This is a genomic window from Mycobacterium sp. URHB0021, from assembly GCF_054057895.1.
In genome coordinates this window covers 5,341,785-5,368,181 of the sequence record NZ_JBSRZT010000002.1, presented here as the reverse complement: position 1 = coordinate 5,368,181, position 26,397 = coordinate 5,341,785, and the positions used below count along the sequence as shown (strand labels likewise).

Below are 26,397 nucleotides of genomic sequence, written 5' to 3'. Positions count from 1 at the left end.
AGATCAGTGATCGGTGTGCGCGGACGTCACCGCGGTCGTGGCGACGACACCGCAGAGCACCGTCCGGGTGATCGACTCTGCCCGCGATCGATGAAACGACCGTCCCTCGTTCAAGATTGCGTAGACAATGCCTCCGACGATGGCGTCGGCCGCCACTTGGGCCGTCGCATCGTCCAGGGCAGCAGCGATCAGTCGCGCCTTCACGCCGTCATGCAGTGGGGTACTGAACCCGGCGCGCAGGCGGGTGGCGGTGTCCTGGTGTTCCATTCCCGCAGCGGTGAGGGTGCGCAGCATGGCGTTGCCCCGCGTACTCGTGAGGGTGGCGGCAAGCCTCCCGGCCCAGTCGCTGAGATCGGCGCCGATGTCCGCAGTGTGCTCCACAGGCGCGAGTAGCTTGTCCGCGTCCTCGAGCACGACATCGGCGACGAGGGCATGCCTGCTGGGCCACCACCGATAGATCGTCTGCTTGCCGACCCCGGCGCGACCGGCGACGGCTTCGATACCGAGCCCGTCGAATCCGCGCTCGAGCAACAGCTCACGAGTGGCCTTGACGATCGCCACCCTCGACTTCTCGCTGCGCCTCCGCGGAGCTGCCCCGCCGGGCTTTGCGTGGTGAATCACCGCACCGTAGTCTGCCATAAGACGAGACGTTGCGTCTCGTTTCGATCGGAGGAGTGTGCCGTCAATCACGTTGGTGATCGGCGGTGACTACATCCGCAGCCGTGTCGCGCTGAGCAGATGGTGCTGCGTTACGCCTCGAAGAAGGGCCTGCCTGCGGTGGCGATGTGCGTGTCGACCACCTACGGACCGCGCGACTTCCTGCCGACACGGCACGGCGGCATGGTCGCCGCGGCCGTGCGTGGCAAGCTGCCGTTCTCCATCAAGGGCTACAACGGTGAGGCGGTTGGCATCGAAGACGCGGCCTGCGTCCGATACGAACCGGATTTGGGGTGGTTCGGGGATAGTTCGGCACGCTGCATCCGAATCGACACGTATCGCTGATCTTCGTCAACCTTTGTGGCCGCGTGTCTCGGTGGCATCAGTGGCGGCCCATGACGCGGGTCAGCCGAACCGCTCGATCACCTCTGTACCCGGAAAGCGGTCAGAGGGCAGACCTATGAAGAAGTGTCGATCCACGCTTTTACAGCGGAGCCTGAGCAATAACCAGCTTTCGGTATGCATGAATTCCACTGGTTTGCCAAGCCTTTCGTTAATGTCGGTCAAGCTATCCGCCTGCGCTTTGCAGGGATGAGTGGAGATGTTTGCGCTGGTCCGAGAGATCCTGGTCGGCGAACGTCTCGTCCACGAGGTCGAGAAGACACTCGTCTGCGATGCAGGCGGTGCCGATGTTAGCGGGGCGAGATGCGGCGACCATGTGGAGCGACGCGCTCACTACCTGAGTCGTGAACGCGGGCAGGTCGACGATGTGGATCGGTAGGTGACTCTCGCGATTGCGGTACCGCTGACCTGCGCGTCTGGCGAGCCGGTAAATGCGCTGTGACCGTCTTGTGATGTCAGTCACCTGACTGCTCATCCGGCGCCTCTGACGTCGTCAGTACCTGTGTCGGGGTTTGTTTCCAACAAATTAGGAGTGAGTGTGATTGGTGTTTCAGCGCGGTCGTACGTGGCGGCCGGATTGGCCACTGCGGTCGCGGGAGTGATGGTAGCGAGTCCGATGTTGGCGCAGAGACAGATTCAGCTTCCGTCGGTGTCATCGGCGGGGGTCGAGCTGTCTGCATTGGTGTCGGATGCCGAGCGCGCGGCAGAGCGCGCGGGAAGTGGTGCTGTGGCCGGAGTCAGGGCGGCCAGGGATGCCGTCGGTCGCACCGTCGAGTCGGCGCCGCGGGGGGCCGCAACCGCGGCGGCAGCCGTCGAGAGGAATCCCCTGATCAGGGCGGCGGCGGTCAACATGACAGCGAATGCTGTCAAAGCCATTGCGGATTCGAAGGCTAGGCATGCCGCGAATGCATCTGCAGTGCAGAGTAATTCCGCAGTGGCACCTGCAGTGACACCGTCGCCCTCCGTCGCAGCGGCATCAGTTGATCCGAGTGCCGTCGTCGACGTTCCGCTCCTGGTGGTCGACGTCGGGTTGGACATAGCCGCGAATCTCGGCGCCATCCCGTCGGACCTGCTGTTCAACGCCAGCAACCTCGTATTCGACTTGGCCACACATCAGGGCGATTTCCAAGAGGATCTAGGATTTCTCGCGAATGTCATCCCGAACGACCTGCAGAACCTGGTGGCCGACGTTTCGACCGATGTCCAGGATATCGGGGCCGCGTTAGGTTTCGGTGTTGGCCCTGATGATGGAAATGACGCGATCAGTGCCCTGAAAGCGATCAACACGAAGCAAACGAGTGCCGTCGCAGTAACCAAAAAGCCCGCGGGTGAGCAGGGGGCCGAGGCTACTGCAAAGGCGGGCGACACGAAGTCGGCCACCGACACGAAGTCGGCCACCGACACGAAGTCGGCCACCGACACGAAGTCGGCCACCGACACGAAGTCAGCCACCGACACGAAGTCAGCCACCGACACCAAGTCAGCCACCGACACCAAGTCGGCCACCGACACCAAGTCGGCCACCGACACCAAGTCGGCTGACGACACCAAGTCGGCTGACGACACCAAGTCGGCCACGGACGCCAAGGGCGGCGCTCAGTCAACGTCTGACTCGTCGACTTCTACCGCGCATCAGAATGCTCCTTCGTCGGGCAACGGCACGGGGAAGAACACCGGTGTGACGAAGACCGGGAGCGCCGGACACACCGGTGCTGTGTCGGGGACGTCGTCGCGTGGAGGCCGTTCGGCCACGTCGGGTGCAAGCGGTTCGCCGGCCAAGGGTGCTAGTGCCGGCGACTCGGGTCCGAAGCACGCCGCAGCGAAGAATGGTGGCGACGGTGCGGGAGGTGCCAAGGGCGCCAAAGCTTCCAAGGGCGGCAATAAGTAAATCATCTGACTGCAAACAGGCCCCCGGGTTTCCACAACCCGGGGGTCTGTTCGCATCCGTGTGATGTCGGCCACATGTGTGGGTGTCCGCTGGACCTCCAGGCGTCAGTATCGGTGTCGCGGTACCGACAATTGGTATCAGGATACCGATAATGAGGAGTGAGTGTGATTGGTGTTTCAGCGCGTTCCTACGTGGCGGCAGGACTGGCCACAGCGATCGCGGGGGCGGCGGTAGCCAGTCCAGCGCTAGCGCAGAAGGCGGTTCAACTGCCGTCGGTGTCATCAGCGGGTGTAGAGCTATCCGCGTTCGTGTCGGATGCTGAGCGCGAGGCGCAGCATGCGATGAGTGATGCTGCGGTCGGAGTCAAGGCCGTCGCGAATGTCGTTCATCGTGCCGCTGGATCGGCCGTGCAGGGAACGGCAACGGCAGCAGCGGGTTTCAAGAACAATCCGCTGGTGCAGGCGGCGGCGGTGACCGTGGTGGCAAAGGCCGTCAATGCCGTTGTGGATTCGAAGTCGAATCATGCGACGAACACAGCTGCGGTGCAGAATAATGCCGCAATCGCGCCTGTTGCCGCGACGTCGCCGGCTGTCACAGCGGCATTTCCAGACCTGCCTGACCTGAGCAGGATCGTCGCCGTTCCGTTGCTGTTGGCCGATATTCCCGTGGTCTTGACGTCGGAGGCCCTCTCCACACTCGGCGAAGACGCGGGTTCTGGTCTGCGAAATGTTCTCGAGGGCTTTGCTTTCGGCGACATCAAGGAGGTGCAACAAGGTTTCCAGCAGATTGGAAATACCATTCCGGATTTCCTCAATCGTGCCAACACCGACTTTCAAGAGCTCACGCGGCGGGTTGAAGAGGCGTTCGGTGTGGACACCGGTGTCGACGATGGCGATGCGGTGGTGAGTGCCATGAAGGCGATTGATGCGAAGAGTTCAGGCACCGTGGACTCCGCGAAGGCTGATGACGCCAAGGGCGGCACCAAGACGACCGACACCAAGGCCGCCGACAGCACCAACGCTGCGGACGCCAAGAGGACCGACGACGCCAAGGGCGGCACGCACTCAACGTCGAAGTCGTCGACGGCTGCCGGGCATCAGAACGCTCCTTCGTCGGTCAACGGCACGGCCAAGAAGAACGGTGCGACGAAGAGTGAGAACGCCGCAGACAACGGCGCTTCGTCGGGAAGGACGTCGCATGGAGGCAACGGTTCGGGCTCTGGGGCTTCCACCGCGGGCGTAAGCGGCTCGAAGGCTTCTACCTCCGGCGCAAGCGGGTCTGGAGCTTCTACCTCGGGCGCGAGCGGCTCAGCGACCAAGCACGCCGTTGGCGCCGGCGACTCGGGTCCGAAGCACGCATCTGCTGGCGCGAAGAAAGGCAGCGACGGTGCGGGAGGCCCCAAGGGGAGCAAGGGCGGCAAGTAGGTAACACATGCTGAGCACGCGGCAGTGCCCTGGGTGCCAACCACCCGGGGCCTGCTCGCGCTTGACCTTTTGAGCCTCAGCGAGAGCTCGTCACCCGCGATACCGAGCGCAGGGCATGGTGACGGATCTGCGCTGCGACAGTCCCCGATACCGACGGTCCGTTGGACGCCGCCGCGCGACTGTCCGAGCGGCACGCGACCTATGATTGCCGGCCTTCATCGCTTGCCGGCGGTGACATCGCCTTGGCGAAGTAGACGCGCCGGAACCCGTCCTGCACCGCCCGGCCGGTCTCTCGGTGACCGTGACGGGGATAGAAACTGAGGTTCTCCGTCATCGCCTCGTTCGTGTACAGCCGGACCTCGTTCAGCCCGAGTTCAACGGCGTCGCGTTCGGCTCGTTCGAGCAGGCGCCGACCGTAACCGCCACCCTGCGCGTCGGGGGATACTGCGACGGTCTCGAGCAGAAGGTGGTCACCGCGGTCTTCGGTCACCAGCGCCCCACGAGAACTCCGCGACGGTGGAGCAACCACACGCGTGAATTTCGCACGGCCGCGGTGTAGTCCGTCGTCATCGGGGCGGGGGGCCTGCCGATGCGTTCGACGTACTTGCCGTAGGCGGCATCGATCAACCGTTGGATATCGGACACATCGGCCGTCGTGGCCCGTCGCATCGACATCTCGGACACGGTCGCCAGCCTAAGCAATCGGGGGCGTGGAATTGCATCGGCTGACAGACTGGACCCGTGCGATCGACACCGCAGTGCTGGCTCACCGACATGGATGGTGTCCTCGTCCGTGAAGAACACGCTCTACCAGGGGCCGCGGAATTCCTACAGCGACTGACCGAGCTGGGGCGGCCGTTCCTCGTGCTGACGAACAACTCGATCTTCACCCCCCGCGACCTGTCCGCGCGGCTGGCCCGGTCGGGGCTCACCGTCCCGGAGGACTTCATCTGGACCTCGGCGCTGGCCACCGCGACATTCCTGAACGACCAACTGCCCGGCGGTTCGGCGTATGTCATCGGCGAGGCGGGCCTGACGACCGCACTCCATGCGCTCGGATACACGCTCACCGACACCGAACCCGACTACGTCGTGCTCGGCGAGACCAGGACCTACTCGTTCACGGCGATCGCCAAGGCGATCCGTCTCATTCTGGGCGGCGCCCGGTTCATCGCCACCAATCCCGACGCCACCGGGCCCTCGGCCGAGGGCCCGCTGCCCGCCACCGGCTCCGTCGCCGCCATGATCACCAAGGCCACCGGCCGCGAACCCTACTTCGTCGGCAAGCCGAACCCGATGATGTTCCGCAGTGCGCTGAACCGGATCGAGGCCCATTCCGAGAACACCACCATGGTCGGCGACCGGATGGACACCGATGTCGTAGCGGGCATCGAGGCCGGACTCGAGACGATCCTGGTTCTCACCGGGTCGACTGCCGTCGAGGACATCGACCGCTACCCGTTCCGGCCCAGCCGGGTCCTGCCGTCCATCGCCGAGGCTATCGAGCTGGTGTGATTCCCGTCGAGCGCGCGCCGTACTCCACCTGTGTCCGGGGAGTGTTCGTCGACTGCGTGCAGGTCACCGAGAGCTGAGTGCGATGGCCGAGATCGAGTTGATCGGTGTTCCGTTCGACGGCTACGGCCGGGCCGGTAACCAGGCGCGGGCGGCCGCCGCCCTGCGCGACGCCGGACTGCTCGACGCATTCGAACATCATCACGTCGCCGAGCATGGTGACCTCGATCTGCCCGCTGCCGACCAGGCGCGAGGCGCTTCGACGAGCCTGATCAACGAACGCGCGTTGCTGGCGATGACCGCCGCCCTCAACACTCGGGTGGGTTCTGCGCTTGCGGCAGGGCGATTTCCGTTCGTCTACGGCGGCGACTGCTCGATGCTGCTGGGCATCGTCACCGGCCTGCGCGACCACGTCGGCGACACCGGATTGGTGTTCGTCGACGGCCATGAGGACACCATGCCGCTCGACGTGTCCGAGGACGGGGAGGCGGCCAACACCGAGATCGGACTGCTTCTCGGGCTGACCGGACGGCTGCTCACGGGTGAACTCGGTGAGCGGCTGCCTGCGCTGAAAGCCGAGCACCTGGTTGTGCTCGGACCCCGCGACGATGCCTGGCGGCACCAGTTCAATGTCGGAACGCTCGCCGACAGCGGGGTGTGGGTGGCCCCGCTCGCCGAGGTCGCCGACGATCCGACGGGAACCGGGCGTCGCGCGATGACCCACGTAGCTCACCGCGTCAACCGCTGGTGGCTACACATCGATCTCGACGTGCTAGACCCTGTGGAATTCAGTGCGCAGGGGCTACCCCACATCGCCGATGAGCCAAACGGTCTGACGTGGGAGCAGCTCGCTGATCTGGTCATCGCGTTCTTCAGCACGTCGACCTCGTGTATCGGCGCGAGCATCGCGATCTACGATCCCGACCAGGACCCGGACGCGATTTGTGCCCGGCAGATCGTGACATTCATCCGAAACATTGTGTCAAGACCGACAATTCGCCGCTAGCTCAGGAGTTCTGTGCCCGAACCGCTTGACGACTACTTCACTGCAACCATCGGTGCGATGAGTGCAGCGCCCTCCGTGCCCGCGCCCGGCGAGCCCATTCGGGCGGACACTTCGCTCACGGTCAAGGACTGCCTGACGTTGTTCGACGCGCAACTCGGCAGCCGCCACCTCGATCTGGCGGCTCGTGCGTTGCGTGCCCAAGGCCGGGGCTTCTACACGATCGGATCGTCGGGCCACGAGGGCAATGCCGCCGTCGCGGCCGCGCTGCGCCCCACGGATCCGGCGTTGCTTCACTACCGGTCGGGCGGCTTCTTCCTGGCCCGCGCCGCCCAGGTTGGCGGCCGAGACCCGTTGCGCGACATCATGCTGGGAATGATGGCGGCGACGGAGGAGCCGATCGCCGGGGGGCGTCACAAGGTCTTCGGCCGCCACGACCTCAACATCATCCCGCAAACCTCCACCATTGCCTCACACCTGCCACGGGCGGTCGGTGTCGCCTTCTCCATCGCTCGTGCAAAGAAACTCGGTGTCACCTGCCCATGGCCCGACGATGCGGTGACGGTGTGCAGTTTCGGCGATGCTTCGGTGAACCATTCGACGGCCGTCGGCGCCATCAATACGGCGTTGCACTCGGCGTACCAGGGTGTACCGATGCCGCTGTTGCTCGTGTGCGAAGACAACGGGATCGGAATCAGCGTCAAGACACCCCGCGGGTGGATCGGGCAGGCCTACGGAAAACGGGACGGCCTCGCGTATTTCGACGCCGACGGCACCGACGTGGCAGCTACGTTCGACGCCACCACCGCCGCGGCCTCATGGGTGCGCGCCCACCGGCGCCCGGCGTTCCTGCACCTGCGAATGGTCAGGCTGCTGGGGCATGCCGGGTCCGATTTCGAGCCGGCCTATCGCCGGCCCGACGAGATAGCCGCGGACTACGACGCAGACCCGTTGTTGTGCACCGCGAAACTTCTGATCGAAAGCGGGGCACTGGCACCCGCCGAAGTGCTCGAGCGCTATGCGGCGATGCGCGCCAACGTCCTTCGCCTCGGCGAAGACGTCGCCGGTGCGCCAACGCTCGACAGTGCACAGGACGTGGCGGCTCCGCTCACCACCAGCCTCGAAGAAGCCGTGGCCGCCTCTCCGGAGTCTCTCGCCGCCGCGATCAGGTCCGTCGAGTCCGACGCACCGGTGACGGTGGCCCAAGCGATCAACCGTGCGCTGCATGACATTTTGGACCGCTACCCGGAGGCAATGATCTTCGGTGAGGACGTGGCCCGCAAGGGCGGCGTCTACGGCGTCACGCGCGGGTTGCTGAACAAGACGAGTTCGGCGCGGGTGTTCGACACATTGCTCGACGAACAGTCGATCCTGGGTCTGTCGCTCGGCGCTGGGGTGTCGGGGCTGCTTCCGATACCGGAGATCCAATACCTGGCCTACGTTCACAACGCCGCCGACCAGATTCGCGGTGAAGGCGCGACGCTGCAGTTCTTCTCCGATCGGCAGTACCGCAACCCGATGGTGGTGCGCATCGCGGGTTACGGATATCAGAAGGGCTTCGGGGGGCACTTCCACAACGACAACTCGGTTGCCGCGCTCCGCGACATTCCCGGCCTGGTGATCGCGTCCGCCGCCCGGCCCGACGACGCCGCGGCGATGCTGCACACCTGCGCCGCAGCCGCGAGAACGGCGGGCGTCGTGTGTATCTTCCTGGAACCCATCGCGCTGTATCACACCCGGGACCTGTACGACGACGGCGACGACCTCTGGCTGGCGCCGTGCCCGACGTCCGCGGTGTCGGTCGGCCGGGCACGCACCTACGGAGAAGGGACGGATCTGACGATCCTCACGTTCGCCAACGGGCTGCGGATGAGCCTGCGGGTGGCACGGCGGATCGAGTCTCTCGGCATCCGCGCTCGGGTCGTCGACCTGAGGTGGCTGGCGCCGCTGCCGGCCGCGGACATCATCAGGGAAGCCGAGGTTTCCGGGCGGACGCTGATCGTCGACGAGACTCGTGAGACCGGCGGGGTGGGGGAAGGCGTCCTTGCCACGCTCGTCGAGCACGGCTACGCCGGCGCGGTGATGCGGGTGGCCAGCGCCGACAGTTTCATCCCGCTGGGAGACGCCGCCTTGCATGTGCTGCTCTCGGAGGACACGATCGAGGCCGCGGCGATCAAACTCGCCCACGGCTGACGAGCCCGAAGCGTGTCCTGCATCACCGAGGTTCGCTGTGTATTCGCCAAGGCTATGGGCGTCCCGTTCCCATAGCTATGTCATGACGGTGCCGGTAAGGCCTTGTCGGTCAATGCCGTCGAGTTAGCCAAAATGTTGCGTGGCGAATGGCGGACCGGTGCTGGGGCGGTGGCAATTGTGCCTGTCCAGACGAGGCGACCCGCGTCGTCGGACTGAACATGTCAGAGCTCGGCAAGGTAGCCGACAACCGATGATTCGCCTGACACCGGGGCAAATACCGGCACCTAGCGATCGCCTGACAATTCACCTACAGACGCTTGTCAGCGGGAACGACTGTCGGCTCCGAGGGGTTATCACTGTTATAGAGAAATGATTCCGCTGTAGGGCCGGGCAGTTCGCTATCGACCCGTGGCAATCTCCGTGGGAGCAGACAATGAGCATTATTCGAGTCAAGATTTTTGCCGCCGCGATGGGTTGTTGCGCCTTGATGGCGGCCGCGCTGTTGACCGTCATCTATCCCGAACAGACATCGCGCTACGTCGCAGGCGGATCGGGCGACTCCGCCACCACCACCGTCTACACGCAGCCGCAAGTCCCGGCGATGAAGCTCAACCCCAGCGCGATGAACCTCGGCGGGACCGCGACAGCCGCACCGCCGGCGGCCACACTGGCCACGTCGATGGCCGCACCGACTTACAAGGCCACAGCGGCGCCGGGATGTGTCAACAACGGACAGTGCCCTTAACGCACGAGATCAAACTTGCGGCACGCGTTCGAGCGATCGGCGCAGCGGTGGTCGTTGCGCCGATCGGGTTGGGCCTGTTGGCATCTGATGGCTTGACCGGGACTCGGGTAGCCCGAATTTGTCGGACCCCTCTGCGATGATGGGGTTATGTCTTCGACCGCGTCGCTTGAGGTGCCGGTGGTGCGGGCTGGGGAGCGTGTTGAGGTGTTGTTCGGGGAGTTGTCGGAGTTGGCGGGGCAGCGCAATGCCATTGATGGGCGCATTGTGGCGATCGTGGCGGAGTTGGATCACGACGGGTTGTGCGGGTCGACGGGGGCGCGGTCGATCGCGGCGTTGGTGGCCTGGAAGCTGGGCGCCTCGTCGGGCAACGCCGCCACGATCGCCGCCGTGGCGCACCGGTTGCCCGGGTTTCCCCGCTGCGGGCAGGGGATGCGGGAGGGTCGGCTGTCGTTGGATCAGGTCGGGGTGATCGCCGGCGGCGCCGCTGATGGCTCTGATGAGCATTATGCGGAGTTCGCCCGTGTGGCCTCGGTGTCGCAGTTGCGCACCGCGGTCAAGCTCGAACCCCCACCCGACCCCGACGCCCAGCCCGAGCCGCAGCCCGAGCCCGAGCCGGAGCCGCGGGTTTCGATCAGCTCCACCTCCGATGAGCAGTTCTGCTATTACCGGATCACGTTGCCGCATCTGGAGGCGGCGAAGTTCGACGCGGCCCTGGGGTCTCATCGTGAGGCCCTGGTCGCCGAGTGGAAACGCGATCACGCCGCCGGCGGCGACGCGTCCGGGCGGCGGCCGCCGCTCCCGTCCACCGGCGCGGCGTTTCTGCGGCTAGTGGATGCCGGCTGGGACGCTGAGGCGGCGGCCCGCCCGCACGGCGCGCGGACCACGGTGGTGGTGCATGTGGATGTGCACGACCGGGTGGTGCAGTTGCATCTGGGTCCGCTGCTGTCGGCTGCTGATCGGCGTTACCTGAGCTGTGATGCCACCTGCGAGGTGTGGTTTGAGCGGGCCGGGGTGCCGATCGGGGCGGGGCGGGCGTCTCGGGTGATCAGCCGCCGGTTGCGCCGCGCGCTGGAGTACCGCGACCGCAGCTGCGCGGTGCCGGGGTGTGCGGCCACCCGGGGTTTGCATGCTCATCACCTGTGGCATTGGGAAGACGGCGGCCCCACCGAGTTGGACAACCTGGTGCTGCTGCTGTGCCCCTATCATCACCGGCTGCATCACCGCGGCGGCATCACCATCACCGGACCCCCAGCCCAGTTGTGCGTCACCGACAGCGCCGGGCGCACCCTGAGCCCGGGGTCGCTGGCCCGCCCCCCAACCCGACCCCCACCGGCGGTCCCACCCTGTCCGGGTCCCACCGGCGAACGCGCCCACTGGTGGTGGTATCAACCCTTCCAACCCCAACCACCACCCACACTGAATTAGGTTCCATCACCGGGCCGGTCACCACCGAAGCGCAACCGGGTTGGGGCGTAACGAAATCCGTGCGTGACACGCGGGCAGCTACCCCATTGTGAAATCGAGGCTGACAACCAGATCTCGCATCGCTGCCGACCGCCATCCAACGCCCTCACCAGCATCCGCGCCCGCCTGAGCGCTCCTGGGCCTGCCAGCCCACGCGCTCATGGTCATCACCAGTCAACACCGATCTCGCCGCACTAGCCGGCCGTTCGCAGTGACCGCGCCGATGGTGTGTAGTCGTCGAGGTCTAGGAGCTTGAGTCGGCCAGGTGGTGCGGCAGTGCGTCGACCTCTTCGGCGAGCACCTTCTGGGCCGCGTTCTCGTCGACGACAGGCGGCCATCCAGTCCGATCCGAATCACCTTCTGCCGAAAGATCTCCAACGGTTCATCGAGAAGCGCCGTGCGGTCGTGACGGCCGTCGAGCAGGGGAATCAGATGGCGCTCCACCGGTGAGAGGGGACCCATCTCGTGCCAGGTATTGAACACGACCGCGTCGTCGTCATCGCGTATCAGGCGGGCCATCCGCCTGATTGCCGACGCGAGCCGGATCGGTGAGCCGACCGCGGCGTGGGTCACCGCGTCCAGTCGAATTCGAGCCTGCCCCTGCAGGATCAGGATCTCCAGCAGGCTGTCGATCCGACCTGTGAGGTCATTGTGCTGGCGTTCGCTGTGCATTTACCAAGGCGACAGCTTGGGCGGTCAGATGCCGTTGGCCCGGGCGCTGATAGCTTAGCCAGATGACCGCAATACCCGATCCGACCCGACCGCTGAGTGGCGTGCGGATCGTCGAGATCTCCAGCTTCGTCGCGGCGCCGTTGGCCGGGATGACACTCGCCCAACTGGGAGCGGAGGTGATCCGGGTAGACCCGATCGGTGGCGCGGCGGACTATCGCCGGTGGCCGGTCACCGACGACGGTGAGAGCATCTACTGGGCCGGACTGAACAAGGGCAAGCGTTCGGTGGCCGCCGACATGCGCTCCGACGAGGGGCAAGATCTGGTTCAACGGCTGATCGCCGACAGCGGCGTCCTCATCACGAATGTAGTCGGCCGGCAATGGCATTCGTATGAGTCATTGGAGCGGCTGCGTCCCGACCTGATCCACGTGGAAGTGTCCGGCCGTGCCGACGGAGGTACGGGCGTGGACTACACCGTCAACGCCGGCATCGGGTTTCCCTTGGTGACGGGGCCGACGGAGCTTGCGGCACCGGTCAACCACGTACTGCCGGCCTGGGACGTCGCCTGCGGTATCTACACCGCATTGGCCGTCGTCACGGCATTGCGGCACCGCGACGCCACCGGCCACGGTCAGCAGATCAGCATCCCCTTGGAGAATGTGGCCCTGGCGACGGCGGGCAATCTCAGCTTTTTCACCGAGGTGATGGTCAACGGCGCCGCACGGGACCGCATCGGTAACTCTGTTTATGGGCAGTACGGGCAGGATTTCACCAGCAACGACGGCGTGTCATTCATGATCGTCGCCCTCACCGGTAGGCATTTCCGTGATCTGACCGAGCTCACCGATACGACGAAAGCCGTTGCTGCGCTCGCGGAAACGCTCGATGCGGACTTCACCGACGAAGGCGAGCGGTTTCGACACCGCGACGCCCTCACGGGGCTGTTCGCCGAATGGTTCTGCCAGCGCAGCGGCGACGAGATCAGCGCCGCACTGTCGGCGACATCCGTACTGTGGGATCGCTACCGCACCTTCGCTGAAGCGGCCACCGACGAAAGGTTGAGCGCCAACCCGATGTTCAGCCCATTGCAGCAACCCCGCATCGGTGAATACCTGGCGCCCGGCCTGCCGATGTCCATCGACGGCGTCTACCCGCCGGCCGCCGCCGCTCCCGCCCTCGGCGACGACACTGCCGCCGTGCTGACGGAATGGTTGGGGCTCAACTCGGCCGATGTAGAGCAACTCGTCCAGACAAGAACGGTCGCAACCGGTTCCGACGACAGTCGGGTCCGGTGAGCGCGCTGCTGAATCTGCTCGAACTGCGGGCGGGTGATGACGAGGATACCTGGATCGGACCGGCGAGCGGACCCGACGGAAAGCGTGCCTACGGCGGGCAGTTCGTCGCGCAGAGTCTGGCCGCCGCGCGCAGGACCGTCGACGCCGGCCGGTCACCGACCAACATGCATCTGCAGTTCATTCGTGGCGGCGAGGCAGGAGACGCAGTCGAATACGGCGTCACCAGGGTGTTCGACGGCCGGACCGCGGCGGCCCGGCGCGTCGAGTCCCGGCAGAACGACCGCCTGCTGACCACGGCGACGGTGTCGTTTGCCGACGACATGCGCGGACCGCAGCACGGCGCGCGGTCGCCGGCGTCCACCGATCCCGACTCGCTGCCTCGGACTGGACCGGCCGGCCCGGCGCCGTCGCTGCCGTTGGACGAACTCGACATCAGGATCGCCGACGAGGGCTCGGGGCCGGAGTTCGTCCGCCACCTGTGGTGGCGGGCAACGGTTCTGCTCCCGGACGATCCGATGCTGCACACACTCGTGGCGACGTACGTGACGGATATCTACATGATCGACCCCGCCCTGCAGGTCCACGGGCATTCGATGAAGGACCGCAGCCATCGCAGCGGCACCACGGACTCGTCGATCTGGTTTCACCGACCCGTTCGCGCCGACGAGTGGAATCTGCTCGAATCGCGCTCACCGGCCGCGGCACGCGGTCGCGGGGTGGTGACCGCGAGTCTGGTCCGCGCCGACGGTGTCATCGCCGCGACGCTGGTCCAGGAAGGCCTTATCGCGGAGCGGGAACCGACCGCGAACTGAGCGCTGCGCGCCGGTCACGAAGCCGCCGCCGCAGTACCGTCACGAGTTGTGTCACCAACACACCCACAGCGATCGATGCAGCGACCCCGACGGCCGGATGGCCCTCGAACATCGCGTACACCTGGTAGTGGACCAGGTAGGTATACAGCGATGCCTCCGCAAGGATGCCCGTGGCGACGGTCAACGGCGCGGGGACGCGAATTGTCGGCAGCCAGATGAGCAGGATGAGTCCGACGAGCACGAAGGCTTCCCTGAACGTGCTGTCGAAGTACCCGTGCAGGCTGACGGCGAGCGCGCCGGTTACCAGCGCCCGCTGCAACGTCGTCGACGCCTTCGCCGCCGCCCAGCCGATGGCGAAGAACCAGAACGCCAGCATGGTGAACCAGGCGTCGCGGCCCAGACCCAGGCCGAGAACGTCATAGCGCAATGCCAGACCGGCGACCAGGAAGGCGACCGCCACGGCGAACGGCCATCGCCGCTCCAGGCGGTCCACGAGCGGGAGCCAGAACAGGACGGCCAGGGCGACCAGTGTCCACACCAGCACCTCGACGAACCACAGCCGGCCCGCCGTCATGCTGTCGTGTGGACCGAGGAACTTGTTGGCCAGCAACAAATTCGTCGGGGTGTAGTCGTCGGTGATCACGAGTGCGATGACCACCCAGATCACCGATGGCACCGCGATCCACCCGATCGTGTTGCGCAGGTGCCGCACTCGGCTGGGCCGAGGCAATGGGGTCAGGCAGAACCGGCCGAAGTTGTATCCGGCGATTCCGAGCAGGAGGTGTGCGCCGCCCCACAGTTCGAACAGCTCGGCATGGGAGCCAACGATCAGCACGATCGCCAGTGCGCGCAACGCGACGCTGGTCTCCAGCGTCGCTGCGCGCAACGGCCACGACCGCCGGCTTGGCTTGGGTATCCGTTCGAGTTCGCGAAGCGGTAATCGCTCCCAGCCGGCCGGCAAGCTACCCAGCTTGTATTCCAGGCCTACCGACATGGTCACGTACGTCAGCGAGTTGCCGCCGAGGTCGACGAAACTCGCGTCCGGGTCGATCGTCGCCGGGTCGATCTGCAACACGTCGGCGAACAGCACGCGCAGCCCGTCGGCCTTGGGAGTGCCCGCGTTCGCGTTGCGTGCCAGTTTCCGCACGGTGTGGTAGTCGGGCTTACCAGACGACAACATCGGAAGCTCGTCGACGGTCACCACGCGCACGGCGCCGGGAGGAACGCCGGCAGCGTGGGCGGTCAGCCGTTGAACGTCATGTCTATTGGATACGGTGATGGCCACCGCGATGTGCTCGCCGTCGTCGGTGCAGAAGGCCGTCACACCGCTTTCTCGTAGCGTCGACTCGAGTCGCTGCAGATCGATGCGTAGCCCGAACATCTTGGTGAAGCGGCTGCTCCGGCCGATCACTTCGTACAGGCCGTCCGGGTCGCGCCGGGCGATGTCACCCGTGTGCAGCGTGTCGACGGTCTTCCCGAGCATCAGGTCCTGTGGGGCGTGCGCGTAACCCATCATCACGTTGGGGCCGCAGTAGACGAGTTCGCCGACGGCATCACCGCTGATGCCTTCCAGCGGCTCGATCGTGAACGATCCGCCGGGTATCGGACGGCCGATCGAGGTCGGCCGCGACAGGGCGAGTTCCGGTGGCAGGTACGCCATTCGGGCGGTCGCCTCCGTGGCCCCGTACATGACGAACAGGTCCCAACCCCGCTGCTGTGCCAGCCCGGCGAACCGGCGGACCCGCTCGGAGGCCATCCTGCCGCCGGCCTGCGTGACGTACCGCAGATGCGGCAGATCCATGCTGTCGAAGCCGACGCGTTCGAGCAGTTCGAACGTGTAGGGCACCCCGGCGAACGCCGTTCCGCGGCACGAGCGGAAGAGGTGCCAGAACTTGTCGTCGACGACAGAGAGGTCGGTGAGGATCAGTCCCGCCCCGGTCAGCAGGTGACTATGGATCACCGACAGCCCGTAGCAGTAGGACATCGGCAATGTGGTTGCCGCCCGGTCATTTTCACGGATGCCGAGATATTCGGCGATAGAGGCCGCATTGGCGATGAGATTGCTCTGCGACAACCGCACCAGTTTCGGCGAGCCGGTACTGCCCGAGGTGGACATCAGGAGTGCGAGATCGTCGTGCAGCCGGTGGCCGCCTCCGCCGGGTCGGTGCCGGACTCCGTCTCCGTCGATGACGATGTCGGGTTCGTAGGTGTGCAGCATCGGCGAGTTGTCGCGATCGGCAGGCGCCGGCAGCACCACGTGTCGAGCGGCGAGCGCCCCTAGGTAGTACACGAGCGTGGTGAGGTCGTTGCGGGCTTCGAGCAGCACGAGGCGACGCGGCGTGCCCAGTTCGTGTGCGGTGTCTGCGACTCGATCGGCCAGCTCGCGGTAGCTCAGCCGCCCGGTTGCCGTCGCCACGGCGACGCGTTCGCCGTGGTGGTCGAGGTGCTCGACGAGTGGGCTCATGGCAGCACCACCCCGCTGCCCACGACCTCGATCCGCACCTTGGCGTCGATGCGCGGTGGGTTCAGGCTGTGTTGTCGCACGATGAGCGGTGCCGCGTCGCCGGCCGGATCGATGGTCAACAGCACGTCGTGGCCGAGGAATTCCGTGGCGATCACCGTGCCTACCCCGTTGATCGGTTCACTGTCGGTGATCACCGTTGCGACAAGCTGTTCGGGTCGCAGCGCCAGCGTGGCGGTCCCGTCGGCAACGTCGGTCTGGACCGGAATCCGCCCGAGCGCGCAGTCAGCGACCCCCGCAGTGACAGTGCAGGGCAGCGAAATACAGTCGCCGAGGAACTCGGCGGTGAACCGATCGTTGGGTTGCCGGTACACCTGCTCCGGCGTACCGACCTGGGTAAAGCGGCCGTCTCTCATGACCGCTACCTGATTCGAGATCGAGAGCGCCTCTTCTTGATCGTGAGTCACCAGCAGTGTGGTGACGCCCGCATCCGTGAGCAGACCGGCGACGGCCTTGCGGGTGGACGCCCGCAGCCCGGTGTCGAGTGCACTGAACGGCTCATCGAGCAGCATCAGCACGGGTTGGCGAGCGAGAGCGCGGGCGAGCGCGACACGCTGTTGTTGACCTCCGGAGAGCTCGTGCGGACGGCGCGACGCGAATGAGCTGTCCAGCGAGACGGTTTCGAGCAACTCGACCACCCGCGTCTTGACCTGCGCACCGCGCGTCGACCCGCGCAGGCCGTATGCGATGTTCTGGCCGACGGTCAGGTGCGGGAACAGGGCGCCGTCCTGGGCGACGTAGCCGATCCCCCGACGATGAGGTGCCACAGCGCGTTCCGCGCTCGCCACCCGGCGTCCGTCGATGGTGATGGTGCCCGCGTCGGGCGCCTCGAACCCGGCGATGAGGCGCAGCAGTGTCGTCTTGCCGCAGCCGGACGCCCCGACCACGGTCGTCGTCGTACCCGCCGTCAGGTCCAGATCGATGTCGTGCAGCACGGAGTGGTCGTGGAACGACTTTGCGAGTCCGCGGATCTGCACGGTGGCGGGGGCGATCGTCACAGCGCCGCTACTTTCGTCGACTGGCGGAACAGCACCAGTGTCAACGGGATTGCGAGCACGACGAGCATCAGCGCATACGGCGCGGCGGACGCGTAGTCGATCTCGCTGGAGAACGACCAGAACAGCATCGACAATGTCCGGGTGCCGGTGGGTGCGAGCAGCAGTGTCGCGGTCAGTTCCGTTGCCACCGCGACGAACACGAGCGATGCGCCGGCGGCCGCCGCGGGTGCGGTCAGCCGCAGGGTGACTCGGAAGAATGTCGCGGAAGGCGAGCTGCCCAGCGACCGTGACGCCTCCTCGAGGCCGGGCGGGACCTGGGCGAGGCCGGCGCGGACGTTGACCAGTGCCCGTGGCATGAACAGCAGAACATAGGCGACGACGATGAGCACGACACTCTGGTACAGCGGGCGCGCGAAGTGGATGGTCACGGTCACCAGCGCGAGTGCGGTGACGATACCGGGCAGGGAGCTGGTGATGTAATTGGCGCCCTCGACCGCCCGCGCCAGCACACCGCTGGAGCGCACCGCCACCCACGCGACCGGAAACGCGAGGATCGTCGTCAGCACGGCGGCAGCCGATGCCAGCCCGATGGTCTGCCCGAGGGCATTCGCCATATCGTCGAGCGCCCACACCCTGGCGCCGCCGATCCACAGCCAGCGCAGGATCGTCCACACCGGCACCCCGAGCGCCAGCACCGTGAGTCCGGCCAGAGCTACCTGCGCGGGTAACGCGATGCGGCCCAGGCGGATCGGGGTCGCTACCCGCGGGGCGCCCGAGCCGAGGCGGGCGTACCTGATTCGTCCTCGCGCGAGCGCCTCGGCGACGAGGAGCACCAGACACAGCAGCACGAGCACACCGGCAAGCATGCTTCCGGCCGCGCCATCGAACGTGACCTGAAACTGCTGGAAGATCGCGACGGTGAACGTGTCGAACCGCACCATGGCGAAGGCGCCGAATTCGGCGAGGAGATGTACCGCGATCAGCAGCCCGCCGCCGAGAATCGCAAGCCGCAGCTGCGGCAGCACGACGCGGAAGAACACTCCGACCGAATCGGATCCCAGCGCCCGCGCCGATTCCTCGACGGCCGGATCGAGCCGGCGCAGGGTCGCGGCCACGGGCAGATACATGAACGGAAAATACGACAGGGTGGTGACCAAGACTCCCGCCAACAGCCCGTTCAGGGACGGGATCACGCCGACCCACGCATAGCTGTTGACGAATGCCGGAATGGCCAGTGGGGCAACGAACAACGGACGCCATAACGTCCGGCCCGGGAGGTCCGTGCGCTCCACCAGAAAGGCCACCGCAACGCCGATCCCGACACAGAGCGGCACCGTCACGACCACCAGCGCGACGGTGTTGACCAGCAGCTCGGCGACCCGCGGCCGGACCACCAGGTCATACGCGCGGGTCCATCCGACAGAGACCGCCCCCCAGAGCATATAACCCAGCGGGATGCACGTGGCGGCAACGAGTATCGCAACGGTGGCCGAGACGAGCGGGCCCGGACGGACGCCCGCTTCCGACCGCGGAACCGGTGCCGCGGGGCGTGAGACGGGGGTAGCGACCACCTACAGCAAGCCCGCCTTCGTCATCAGATCCGAAACCTTCTGCGCGTCGAGCGTCGAGGGGTCGACCTTGGGTGCCTGCAGCGAGTCGAGCGGCGGCAGAGCGGCATTCGCGGGTACGTCGCTGGCCACCGGGTACTCGAACGAGGTGCCCTTCTCGAGCACTTCCTGCCCGGCCTTGCCGGTGATGAACTTGATGAATTGCTGCGCCTGGTCCTGTTTCTTGCTGGACTTGAGCACGCCACCACCGGACAGGCTGACGAACGCGCCCGGATCCTGATTTTTGAAGTAGTGCAACTCGGTGTTGCCGCTGCCCTCCTTGGTCCCGGCCTGGTCGCGGAACCAGTAGTAGTGGTAGATGATGCCGCCGTCGACCTCACCGGCGTTGACGGCCTTCATGGTGGCGATGTTGTCGTTGTAGATCTTGGCGTTCGTCTTCATGCCTCTCAGCCATTGCGCGGTGGCGGGCTCAGCCTCGAGCTGAAGCAGGGCCGACACGATGGCTTGGAAGTCCGCCTTGGCCGGCGCCCCGCCCCACCGGCCCCGCCATGCGGGCTGCTCCAGATCCAGCATGGATTTCGGCAGCTGATCGGGTTGCAGCCGGGTCTTGTTGTAGACGAAGACGGTGCTGCGTGCCGCGACGCCCGTCCACTTGCCGGTAGCCGGACGGTACTGCGCGGGAATCTGGTTGAGGGTGTCGGCGTTCAGGTCGGCGAACAGTCCGGCTTTCTCCACCGCGGCCATGGCCGGGGAGTTCTCGGTCAGGAAGACATCGGCGGGCGACCCCGAGCCCTCCGCGATCAGCTGGTTGCCGAATTCGGTGTCCCCGCCCTGCCGGTAGGTGACCTTGATGCCCGTCTCCTTGGTGAAGGCGTCGATCCACTCCTTCGTCAGCGACTCGTGCTGGGCGTTGTAGATCAGCAGTTCGTCGCCGTCCCCGGAGTTGGAGCACGCCGTCGCACCGACGACGACGGCGAGCGCTGAGAGGAGTGCGGCGATCCGGCTCCAACGAGGTCGCATTCAGCAGATCCCTTCCTGGCTCCTGCCGTATAGCGGGCGGCCTGTACTTTAGCTGAGGGTTACCTAATGAACATACCCTGCGCACCACCGTCGGTTGTCGATGTGGCGGGGCTCCGGTTCCCATGGCCGCGGTCGCGTTGCTGGCGGGAGCGCCGCGGGTTCAACGCCGGAGGACTTCACCTCATTGCGAAGGCGGGCGGCGGTCGGGGGCAGTACGTTGTCTGGGAATCAGGGGTCGGAGACCCACCGCAACCAGACTGAGGGAACGAACTGATGAGAACTTCGGCAACGGCGGTGCGCCGCGGACTTTTCGGAACGATCGCGGGTGGCGTGCTCGGCGGCGTGGTGGCGGGGACCATCGCGGTGCCGGTGGCCGACGCGGCGGACCAGTGCTCGGCGAGCGGACTGGCCAGCACGGCCAGCGGCGTGCTGGCCTCGGCGGGCACCTACCTGGACGCTCACCCGGGCGCCAATGACGTGCTGACCGCGGCCGGGTCGCAGCCGAGAGATCAGGCCAAGTCGAGCGTCGAGTCATACTTTTTGGGCCACCCCGGCGAGTTCCTGGACTTGAAGGGCATCGCCCAACCGCTGACCGACCTGCGCAACCAGTGTGGTGTTTCGGTCACACCGGGACAGCTGGCGGCGCTCGTCGAATCGTTCCAGCCGTAAGTCCGGGCTCGAAGGATCGCTACATTCGGCCGTGCCGACTTCGGACGAAGCTGTAGGCCCCGAAGGCGGCCAGCCCGAGGGCGGCGATGATCAGCAGGAACTTGCCGAAGGGCGCGTGGCCGAGTGACTTGACCGCCGCGTCGAGGCCCGACGCCTTTGACGGGTCTGCTTGCAGTGTCGCGATGATCACCAGCACGCCTGCCCCGGCGAGCACCAAACCCTTTGCGGCATAACCGGCGACGCCGGTCGCGGTCACCGCGGTTCCACGTGACACCCGGAGATCTTCGAGGAACTTCTTCGACACGCCCTTGTAGACGTGGTAACCACCGACCGCCAGGAGTCCCAGGGCGACGGCAATGAGAACGGCTTTGCCCCAACCCGATTGCATCATCTGAGCGCTCATGCCGGCGTTCTGTTGGGCGGTCTGCTGACCGCTGCCCATCGCGAAACGAGCGGCGGACAACGCGATCGCAAAGTTGACGATCGCCAGCGCCAGCGGTTTGGCGCGTTTCCATGCGGGGAATTGGTCGCTGTTTTGGCCCGATCGCTCGCCGGACCGTTCGCCGGGCTTCGCGCCGATCAGTGCCTCAGCGATCCGCCACAACCCCAGTGCCGCCAGCCCCACCGCGGCGACCCACAAAATCGCGGTGCCTCCTGGCTGATCCGACAGTGTCGCGAGCGCACCCGATTGGTCGGCGTTGCCGCCGGAGCCGAAGGCGAGTCGGAGGATGATGTATGCCACCACGAGGTGCAGCAGACCGCTGACGGCGAACCCCGCGCGGGCCGCGTACTCGAAGGCGTCGCTGTTGGTGGCCTTACCTGCCATGCTCCGTACGGAGTTGTCGACCATGAATCCTCCTGCGCGCCTGGGGGGCCGTTGATGGATGGCCCCGTATACCCCTTTTTTGACGGCGGCGAACCCGTGTGTGCCTCCCGGGGCCGGCGTTACTCCGCCGAACACGGACCCTTAGCGGCGATCGCCGTAATCTGTGGGCGTCATTGTCTTGAATGACACGTCGATGGGTGCTGCAATCACCACTGGGACTAGGTGACGAGGGAGCGCAATGGGAAACTACAACCCCGCGATGCAGAAGGTGCGCTTGGCCGACGTCGCAAGCGACGCCCACGGCTTGATCTCCAAACGAACCGCCGAACTCGATGGCCTCTCCGTGACCCAGGTGACGTTCGACAAAGGCGCCCGCTGGTCCAACGATCTTAAGGAGTACGCGGGCACAGAGCTCTGCGAGCTTCCGCATGTCGCACTGGTGATCAGCGGCGCTCTGGGAGTGCGGATGAAGGACGGATCCGAAGAAATCTTCTCGGCGGGCGACGTGATGCTCCTCCCGCCAGGCCACGACGCCTGGGCAGTCGGCGCCGAGGCATGCACGTTCGTCGAGTTCTCCCGCGGGAACGACTACTACGCGTGATCGACGGCTGATACTGCCGGTTTCGTATACCGCTTTTTGGCGGCGGCGATACCGAATCGCTTCGTTTGTGGATGGCCGGCCGGGTGGGGATGGACTGCCGGCGAGTCGGCTTCCTCGTCGTGTCGTGTCGGTCCCGGCTCGCATGGTGAGGACATGACGACATGGACGCGTGCCGACATCGGCGCGTTGGGCGAACAGCTGGCGGTCGACCATCTGTGTTCGCTGGGGCTGCGGGTGTTGGCGCGGAACTGGCGCTGCCGGTATGGCGAGCTGGATGTGATTGCGGTCGACGACAAGTCGAGGATCGTGGTGTTCGTCGAGGTGAAGACCCGCACCTCCGACCGGTTCGGGGGCGTGGCGCAGGCCGTGACGCCGGACAAGGTGCGGCGGCTTCGGCGGTTGGCCGGATTGTGGCTGGCCGCCCAGGACGGCAGTTGGTCCGCAATACGCATCGATGTCGTCGGGGTGCGCATCGGGCGGCGACGCACCCCGGAGATCACCCATGTGCAAGGAGTGGGCTGATGACTCTGGGGCGGGCGTTCTCGGTGGCGGTGCGCGGTCTCGACGGCGAGATTGTCGAGATAGAAGCCGACATCACCTCGGGGCTTCCCGGCGTGCACCTGGTCGGCTTGCCGGATGCCGCGCTGCAGGAGTCGCGGGATCGGGTGCGCGCGGCGATCACGAACTGTGGCTACGACTGGCCGATGGTCCGACTGACGCTGGCGTTGTCACCGGCGACGCTGCCGAAGATGGGTTCTGTCTACGACCTGGCGATCGCGTCCGCAGTGTTGTCCGCGAATGCGAAGACGGCGTGGGAACGGCTGGAGAAGACGGTGCTGCTCGGTGAACTGGCGCTGGACGGGCGGCTGCGTCCCGTCAAGGGTGTGCTGCCCGCGGTGCTGGCCGCCAAGCGTGAGGGCTGGCCGGCGGTGGTGGTCCCGGTTGACAACCTGGCTGAAGCCAGCCTCGTCGACGGCATCGACGTGTGGGGCGCGCGGACATTGGGCCAGTTTCAATCCTGGCTGGCCGCGAAGGAGCAACTGGACGTCCGGATCGACGCTCCGCCTTCGGCGCCGGAAGAGTCGGTCGATCTCGCCGATGTCGTCCGACAGACGCAAGCCCGATACGCGGTGGAGGTCGCCGCGGCCGGTGCGCACCATCTGATGATGACGGGGCCGCCCGGTGTCGGCAAAACGATGTTGGCGCAACGGCTTCCGGGGCTTTTGCCGCCGCTCACGGAAAGCGAGTCGCTGGAGGTGACGGCGATTCACTCGGTCGCCGGCTTGTTGTCAATCGGTACGCCGCTGATCACCCGGCCGCCGTTCGTGGCGCCGCATCACACGTCGAGTGTCGCGGCGTTGGTCGGCGGCGGCTCCGGGATGGCCCGGCCCGGCGCGGTCAGCCGTGCCCACCGGGGTGTGCTGTTCCTCGACGAATGCGCCGAGATCGGCGTCAGCGTGATGGAGGCACTGCGTACACCGTTGGAAGACGGTCAGATCCGGCTTGCCCGGCGGGACGGTGTGGCGTGCTATCCGGCGCGGTTTCAGTTGGTGCTCGCCGCGAATCCGTGCCCGTGTGCGCCGTCGGACCCGCGGGATTGCATCTGCACCTCGAATGAGAAGCGGCGATACCTGGGCAAGCTGTCGGGTCCGCTACTGGATCGGGTCGACCTGCGGGTGGAGATGCACTCGGCACGGGCGGGCACATTCGCCGCGGAGGAGGGGGAGTCCAGCGCCCGTGTTCGGGATCGCGTGGCAGCGGCCCGCGCGGCGGCAGCACAACGCTGGGCACCGCACGGCATCACCACCAACGCCGAGGTCAGCGGCGCCTTGCTGCGGCGCAAGTTTCGACTGGCGGCCGCGGCGATGGAACCGCTGCGGCTCGCGCTGGACCGTGGTGTGCTGAGTATCCGGGGGATGGATCGCACGTTGCGGGTCGCGTGGACTCTGAGCGATTTGGAGGGTCGCACATCCCCCGGGCCCTCAGAAGTGAGTACGGCGCTGAGTTTCCGGCAGGGAGGCGCGGCGCGATGAGTGATGACGTGCGCCGTGCCTGGGCCTACCTGTCGCGCGTCGCCGAACCGCCATGCGCGGAACTGTCGGCATTGGTTCGTGACCGGGGGCCAGCGGAGGCCGCGGACCGCATTCGACGAGGCGCCGTCACGGAATCGCTCATGCGGTTGACCGAAGCGCGCCGTCACATCGATTGCGCTCGTGAGGATTTGGAGGTGATCGACCGGCTCGCCGGACGGTTGATCACCGAAACGGACACCGAGTGGCCCGGGTTGGGCTTTGCGGCATTCTCCGGCGGGGACGCGCGGCAACGGCCGGATGCCCATCCACCGATGGCGCTGTGGGCGGTGGGGCCGGCCCGATTGGACGATGTCGCGCATCGGGCGGCGGCCATCGTCGGGACCCGGGCCGCCACCGCGTACGGCGAACATGTGGCGGCCGACCTGGCCGCTGGTCTGGCGGCACGCGATGTGGCGGTCGTGTCCGGCGGGGCCTACGGCATCGACGGAGCGGCGCATCGCGCGGCGCTGGCCGCCGACGGGTTCACTGTCGCGGCGCTGGCCGGCGGTATCGACGTGCCCTACCCGACGGGTCACACCGCGCTGTTGGGGCGGATCGCGGAAGAAGGTGTGGTGATCAGCGAATATCCGCCGGGTGTCCGGCCGGCGCGCCATCGCTTCCTCACCCGGAATCGATTGGTCGCGGCACTCGCGGGTGCCACCGTGGTCGTCGAGGCGGGCGCGCGCAGTGGGGCCGCCAACACCGCGGCGTGGGCGCGGGCCCTGGGGCGGCACGTGTGCGCGGTCCCCGGCCCTGTCACGTCGTCGGCGTCGGTCGGATGTCATGCGCTCCTGCAGGCCGGCGCGAATCTCGTCACCCGGGCCGAGGAGGTCGTTGAATTGGTAGGACATGTCGGCGAGTTCGCCCCGGAGGCGGAGCGGCCGTCATCGGTGCTCGACGGCCTGGCCGAGGCCGAGCGGCGGGTCTACGAAGCGCTGCCTGCGCGGGGTGCCCGGACGGCCGACGAGGTCGCGGTGGCCTCGGGTTTGCCGGCCATGCAGGTTCTCGGCCCGCTGTCGATGCTGGAAGTTTGCGGGCTGGTCGTCCGCCAAGACGGTAGGTGGAAGCTGGTAACTGGGCGAGCCTGAGGGGGACGGGCCAAGTAGTCCACCGTGGCCCGCCGGTGGCCCGCCTAACGCTCGTATCCTCGACGAGGGTCGGGGTACGAGCAGGAGGTAGAAGTGGCGGGACGTCCGGTGCAGACATTCGAAGTGGTGCGCAGTGAACAACTGGCTCCGCACCTGGTCCGCGTCGTCCTGGGCGGCCGTGGCTTCGACACGTTCAAGCCCAACGACTTCACCGACGCCTACGTCAAGCTCGTGTTCGTCGAACCCGACGTCGATGTCGCCGCGTTGCCGCAACCGCTGACGCTCGACAGCTTCAATGATCTGCCTGCCGAACGGCGCCCCGTCGTGCGGACCTATACCGTCCGCAACGTGGACACCGAGCGCCGCGAAATCACCATCGATTTCGTCGTGCACGGTGAGCACGGTGTCGCCGGTCCATGGGCGGCCGCGGCCACTCCCGGTCAGCCCGCCTACCTGATGGGCCCCAGCGGCGCCTATGCGCCGGACCCGGCCGCCGACTGGCACCTGCTCGCCGGGGACGAGGCCGCCCTGCCCGCTATCGGCGCGGCGCTGGAAGCGCTGGCGGACGACGCGGTCGGCAAGGCCTTCCTCGAGGTCGGCGGGCCCGACGACCAGATTGCGTTGACCGCCCCGCCCGGAGTCGAGGTGACGTGGGTCTACCGCGGCGGTCGCGCGGATCTCGTGCCCGAGGAGAAGGCGGGCGACAACGCGCCGCTGATCACCGCGGTCACCGAAGCGGCCTGGTTACCCGGCCAGGTTCAGGTCTTCATCCACGGCGAAGCGCAGACGGTGATGCACAACCTGAGGCCGTACATTCGCAAGGAACGTGGTGTCGAGGCCAAATGGGCGGCCTCGGTTTCCGGCTACTGGCGGCGCGGACGCACCGAGGAGACCTTCCGACAGTGGAAGCGCGAACTCGCCCGGGCAGAGGAACAGCCGAGCAACTGATCGACGGGCGAGAGGCAAG

Annotated in this window: 25 protein-coding genes and 1 pseudogene; 16 read left to right on the top strand and 10 right to left on the bottom strand. The window is 66.5% G+C overall.

Features of this window, described 5'->3' with window-relative positions; genetic code table 11:
• Nucleotides 1-3: 3 nt before the first annotated feature.
• Nucleotides 4-639 (bottom strand): TetR/AcrR family transcriptional regulator, encoded by a 636-nt coding sequence (locus tag ACVWWN_RS28860; protein WP_457146922.1) that lies wholly within the window; start codon nt 637-639, stop codon nt 4-6.
• A 61-nt stretch (nt 640-700) separates the two neighbouring features.
• On the opposite strand from ACVWWN_RS28860, the pseudogene ACVWWN_RS28855 reads away from it, so the two are divergent.
• Nucleotides 701-924: pseudogene (locus ACVWWN_RS28855) on the top strand (NAD-dependent epimerase/dehydratase family protein); the annotation flags it as partial.
• A 771-nt stretch (nt 925-1,695) separates the two neighbouring features.
• On the opposite strand, the gene ACVWWN_RS28850 reads toward ACVWWN_RS28855, so the two are convergent.
• On the bottom strand, nt 1,696-1,911 hold the full coding sequence (locus tag ACVWWN_RS28850; protein WP_457146921.1) for a hypothetical protein: 216 nt from the start codon (nt 1,909-1,911) through the stop codon (nt 1,696-1,698).
• Nucleotides 1,912-1,993: 82 nt separating this feature from the next.
• Between ACVWWN_RS28850 and ACVWWN_RS28845 the strand changes: the two genes are divergently transcribed.
• On the top strand, nt 1,994-2,947 hold the full coding sequence (locus ACVWWN_RS28845) for a hypothetical protein (RefSeq protein ID WP_457146920.1): 954 nt from the start codon (nt 1,994-1,996) through the stop codon (nt 2,945-2,947).
• A gap of 191 nt (nt 2,948-3,138) precedes the next feature.
• A complete protein-coding gene (locus ACVWWN_RS28840; RefSeq protein WP_457146919.1) occupies nt 3,139-4,371 on the top strand; it encodes a hypothetical protein in 1,233 nt (410 codons plus the stop codon).
• A 199-nt stretch (nt 4,372-4,570) separates the two neighbouring features.
• Here the strand turns inward: ACVWWN_RS28840 and ACVWWN_RS28835 are convergent, their stop codons facing one another.
• Together ACVWWN_RS28835 and ACVWWN_RS28830 are read right to left on the bottom strand one after the other, a co-directional pair.
• On the bottom strand, nt 4,571-4,861 hold the full coding sequence (locus ACVWWN_RS28835) for a GNAT family N-acetyltransferase (RefSeq protein ID WP_457146918.1): 291 nt from the start codon (nt 4,859-4,861) through the stop codon (nt 4,571-4,573).
• Nucleotides 4,858-5,055 (bottom strand): hypothetical protein, encoded by a 198-nt coding sequence (locus ACVWWN_RS28830; RefSeq protein WP_457146917.1) that lies wholly within the window; start codon nt 5,053-5,055, stop codon nt 4,858-4,860. The genes ACVWWN_RS28835 and ACVWWN_RS28830 overlap by 4 nt, the downstream gene beginning before the upstream one ends.
• A gap of 57 nt (nt 5,056-5,112) precedes the next feature.
• Here ACVWWN_RS28830 and ACVWWN_RS28825 point away from each other — a divergent pair, with 57 nt between their 5' ends.
• The 5 genes from ACVWWN_RS28825 (at nt 5,113) to ACVWWN_RS28805 (ending at nt 11,249) form a co-directional block, all read left to right on the top strand.
• Nucleotides 5,113-5,886, top strand: coding sequence for an HAD-IIA family hydrolase (locus ACVWWN_RS28825; protein WP_457146916.1), 774 nt, complete (start codon nt 5,113-5,115; stop codon nt 5,884-5,886).
• Between the two features lie 82 nt (nt 5,887-5,968).
• Nucleotides 5,969-6,889 (top strand): arginase family protein, encoded by a 921-nt coding sequence (locus tag ACVWWN_RS28820; protein ID WP_457146915.1) that lies wholly within the window; start codon nt 5,969-5,971, stop codon nt 6,887-6,889.
• Nucleotides 6,890-6,901: 12 nt separating this feature from the next.
• Nucleotides 6,902-9,079 carry a thiamine pyrophosphate-dependent enzyme gene (locus tag ACVWWN_RS28815; RefSeq protein ID WP_457146914.1) on the top strand — a complete coding sequence of 726 codons (2,178 nt, stop codon included), beginning with the start codon at nt 6,902-6,904 and terminating at the stop codon, nt 9,077-9,079.
• A 433-nt stretch (nt 9,080-9,512) separates the two neighbouring features.
• Nucleotides 9,513-9,824 (top strand): hypothetical protein, encoded by a 312-nt coding sequence (locus ACVWWN_RS28810; RefSeq protein ID WP_457146913.1) that lies wholly within the window; start codon nt 9,513-9,515, stop codon nt 9,822-9,824.
• A 147-nt stretch (nt 9,825-9,971) separates the two neighbouring features.
• Nucleotides 9,972-11,249: a DUF222 domain-containing protein gene (locus tag ACVWWN_RS28805; protein WP_457146912.1), complete on the top strand. Its 1,278-nt coding sequence runs from the start codon at nt 9,972-9,974 to the stop codon at nt 11,247-11,249.
• 213 nt (nt 11,250-11,462) lie between these two features.
• On the opposite strand, the gene ACVWWN_RS28800 is transcribed toward ACVWWN_RS28805, so the two are convergent.
• On the bottom strand, nt 11,463-11,960 hold the full coding sequence (locus ACVWWN_RS28800) for a hypothetical protein (RefSeq protein WP_457146911.1): 498 nt from the start codon (nt 11,958-11,960) through the stop codon (nt 11,463-11,465).
• A 62-nt stretch (nt 11,961-12,022) separates the two neighbouring features.
• Between ACVWWN_RS28800 and ACVWWN_RS28795 the strand changes: the two genes are divergently transcribed.
• On the top strand, nt 12,023-13,255 hold the full coding sequence (locus ACVWWN_RS28795) for a CoA transferase (RefSeq protein WP_457146910.1): 1,233 nt from the start codon (nt 12,023-12,025) through the stop codon (nt 13,253-13,255).
• Nucleotides 13,252-14,067, top strand: a complete 816-nt coding sequence (locus ACVWWN_RS28790) for an acyl-CoA thioesterase (protein ID WP_457146909.1) — start codon at nt 13,252-13,254, stop codon at nt 14,065-14,067. Before ACVWWN_RS28795 ends, ACVWWN_RS28790 begins: the two co-directional genes overlap by 4 nt.
• Here the strand turns inward: ACVWWN_RS28790 and ACVWWN_RS28785 are convergent.
• Genes ACVWWN_RS28785 through ACVWWN_RS28770 form a run of 4 tightly spaced genes read right to left on the bottom strand, consistent with a single transcriptional unit; the run spans nt 14,036 to nt 20,174 of the window.
• On the bottom strand, nt 14,036-16,531 hold the full coding sequence (locus ACVWWN_RS28785; RefSeq protein ID WP_457146908.1) for an AMP-binding protein: 2,496 nt from the start codon (nt 16,529-16,531) through the stop codon (nt 14,036-14,038). The genes ACVWWN_RS28790 and ACVWWN_RS28785 overlap by 32 nt on opposite strands.
• A complete protein-coding gene (locus ACVWWN_RS28780; protein WP_457146907.1) occupies nt 16,528-17,586 on the bottom strand; it encodes an ABC transporter ATP-binding protein in 1,059 nt (352 codons plus the stop codon). Before ACVWWN_RS28780 ends, ACVWWN_RS28785 begins: the two co-directional genes overlap by 4 nt.
• On the bottom strand, nt 17,583-19,157 hold the full coding sequence (locus ACVWWN_RS28775) for an ABC transporter permease (RefSeq protein WP_457146906.1): 1,575 nt from the start codon (nt 19,155-19,157) through the stop codon (nt 17,583-17,585). Before ACVWWN_RS28775 ends, ACVWWN_RS28780 begins: the two co-directional genes overlap by 4 nt.
• Nucleotides 19,158-20,174: an iron ABC transporter substrate-binding protein gene (locus ACVWWN_RS28770; RefSeq protein WP_457146905.1), complete on the bottom strand. Its 1,017-nt coding sequence runs from the start codon at nt 20,172-20,174 to the stop codon at nt 19,158-19,160. It lies immediately after the preceding gene.
• Nucleotides 20,175-20,447: 273 nt separating this feature from the next.
• On the opposite strand from ACVWWN_RS28770, the gene ACVWWN_RS28765 reads away from it, so the two are divergent.
• The gene (locus tag ACVWWN_RS28765) at nt 20,448-20,843 is read left to right on the top strand and encodes a heme-binding protein (protein ID WP_457146904.1); all 396 of its coding nucleotides are present in this window, start codon (nt 20,448-20,450) and stop codon (nt 20,841-20,843) included.
• 19 nt (nt 20,844-20,862) lie between these two features.
• On the opposite strand, the gene ACVWWN_RS28760 is transcribed toward ACVWWN_RS28765, so the two are convergent.
• A complete protein-coding gene (locus ACVWWN_RS28760) occupies nt 20,863-21,693 on the bottom strand; it encodes a DUF1206 domain-containing protein (protein ID WP_457146903.1) in 831 nt (276 codons plus the stop codon).
• A 214-nt stretch (nt 21,694-21,907) separates the two neighbouring features.
• On the opposite strand from ACVWWN_RS28760, the gene ACVWWN_RS28755 reads away from it, so the two are divergent.
• The 5 genes from ACVWWN_RS28755 to ACVWWN_RS28735 all read left to right on the top strand — a co-directional run bounded on the left by ACVWWN_RS28755 (nt 21,908) and on the right by ACVWWN_RS28735 (nt 26,378).
• Entirely contained in the window at nt 21,908-22,270 is a 363-nt protein-coding gene (locus ACVWWN_RS28755; protein WP_457146902.1) for a hypothetical protein, read from the top strand.
• A gap of 153 nt (nt 22,271-22,423) precedes the next feature.
• Nucleotides 22,424-22,792: a YraN family protein gene (locus tag ACVWWN_RS28750; RefSeq protein WP_457146901.1), complete on the top strand. Its 369-nt coding sequence runs from the start codon at nt 22,424-22,426 to the stop codon at nt 22,790-22,792.
• Nucleotides 22,792-24,303 (top strand): YifB family Mg chelatase-like AAA ATPase, encoded by a 1,512-nt coding sequence (locus ACVWWN_RS28745; RefSeq protein WP_457146900.1) that lies wholly within the window; start codon nt 22,792-22,794, stop codon nt 24,301-24,303. Before ACVWWN_RS28750 ends, ACVWWN_RS28745 begins: the two co-directional genes overlap by 1 nt.
• The gene (dprA, locus tag ACVWWN_RS28740) at nt 24,300-25,430 is read left to right on the top strand and encodes a DNA-processing protein DprA (protein WP_457146899.1); all 1,131 of its coding nucleotides are present in this window, start codon (nt 24,300-24,302) and stop codon (nt 25,428-25,430) included. Before ACVWWN_RS28745 ends, dprA begins: the two co-directional genes overlap by 4 nt.
• A gap of 93 nt (nt 25,431-25,523) precedes the next feature.
• Complete coding sequence (locus tag ACVWWN_RS28735) at nt 25,524-26,378, top strand: siderophore-interacting protein (protein WP_457146898.1); 855 nt, start codon at nt 25,524-25,526, stop codon at nt 26,376-26,378.
• The last annotated feature ends 19 nt before the right edge of the window (nt 26,379-26,397 follow it).

Excerpts from the sequence above, each read along its gene's own strand:
- ACVWWN_RS28860 (WP_457146922.1), bottom strand. The coding sequence starts at position 639 with ATGGCAGACTACGGTGCGGTGATTCACCACGCAAAGCCCGGCGGGGCA.
- ACVWWN_RS28850 (WP_457146921.1), bottom strand. The coding sequence starts at position 1,911 with ATGTTGACCGCCGCCGCCCTGATCAGGGGATTCCTCTCGACGGCTGCC.
- ACVWWN_RS28820 (WP_457146915.1), top strand. The coding sequence starts at position 5,969 with ATGGCCGAGATCGAGTTGATCGGTGTTCCGTTCGACGGCTACGGCCGG.
- ACVWWN_RS28805 (WP_457146912.1), top strand. The coding sequence starts at position 9,972 with ATGTCTTCGACCGCGTCGCTTGAGGTGCCGGTGGTGCGGGCTGGGGAG.
- ACVWWN_RS28750 (WP_457146901.1), top strand. The coding sequence starts at position 22,424 with ATGACGACATGGACGCGTGCCGACATCGGCGCGTTGGGCGAACAGCTG.
- ACVWWN_RS28810 (WP_457146913.1), top strand. The coding sequence starts at position 9,513 with ATGAGCATTATTCGAGTCAAGATTTTTGCCGCCGCGATGGGTTGTTGC.
- ACVWWN_RS28755 (WP_457146902.1), top strand. The coding sequence starts at position 21,908 with ATGGGAAACTACAACCCCGCGATGCAGAAGGTGCGCTTGGCCGACGTC.
- ACVWWN_RS28760 (WP_457146903.1), bottom strand. The coding sequence starts at position 21,693 with ATGGTCGACAACTCCGTACGGAGCATGGCAGGTAAGGCCACCAACAGC.
- ACVWWN_RS28745 (WP_457146900.1), top strand. The coding sequence starts at position 22,792 with ATGACTCTGGGGCGGGCGTTCTCGGTGGCGGTGCGCGGTCTCGACGGC.
- ACVWWN_RS28765 (WP_457146904.1), top strand. The coding sequence starts at position 20,448 with ATGAGAACTTCGGCAACGGCGGTGCGCCGCGGACTTTTCGGAACGATC.
- ACVWWN_RS28785 (WP_457146908.1), bottom strand. The coding sequence starts at position 16,531 with ATGAGCCCACTCGTCGAGCACCTCGACCACCACGGCGAACGCGTCGCC.
- ACVWWN_RS28795 (WP_457146910.1), top strand. The coding sequence starts at position 12,023 with ATGACCGCAATACCCGATCCGACCCGACCGCTGAGTGGCGTGCGGATC.
- dprA (WP_457146899.1), top strand. The coding sequence starts at position 24,300 with ATGAGTGATGACGTGCGCCGTGCCTGGGCCTACCTGTCGCGCGTCGCC.
- ACVWWN_RS28770 (WP_457146905.1), bottom strand. The coding sequence starts at position 20,174 with ATGCGACCTCGTTGGAGCCGGATCGCCGCACTCCTCTCAGCGCTCGCC.
- ACVWWN_RS28800 (WP_457146911.1), bottom strand. The coding sequence starts at position 11,960 with ATGCACAGCGAACGCCAGCACAATGACCTCACAGGTCGGATCGACAGC.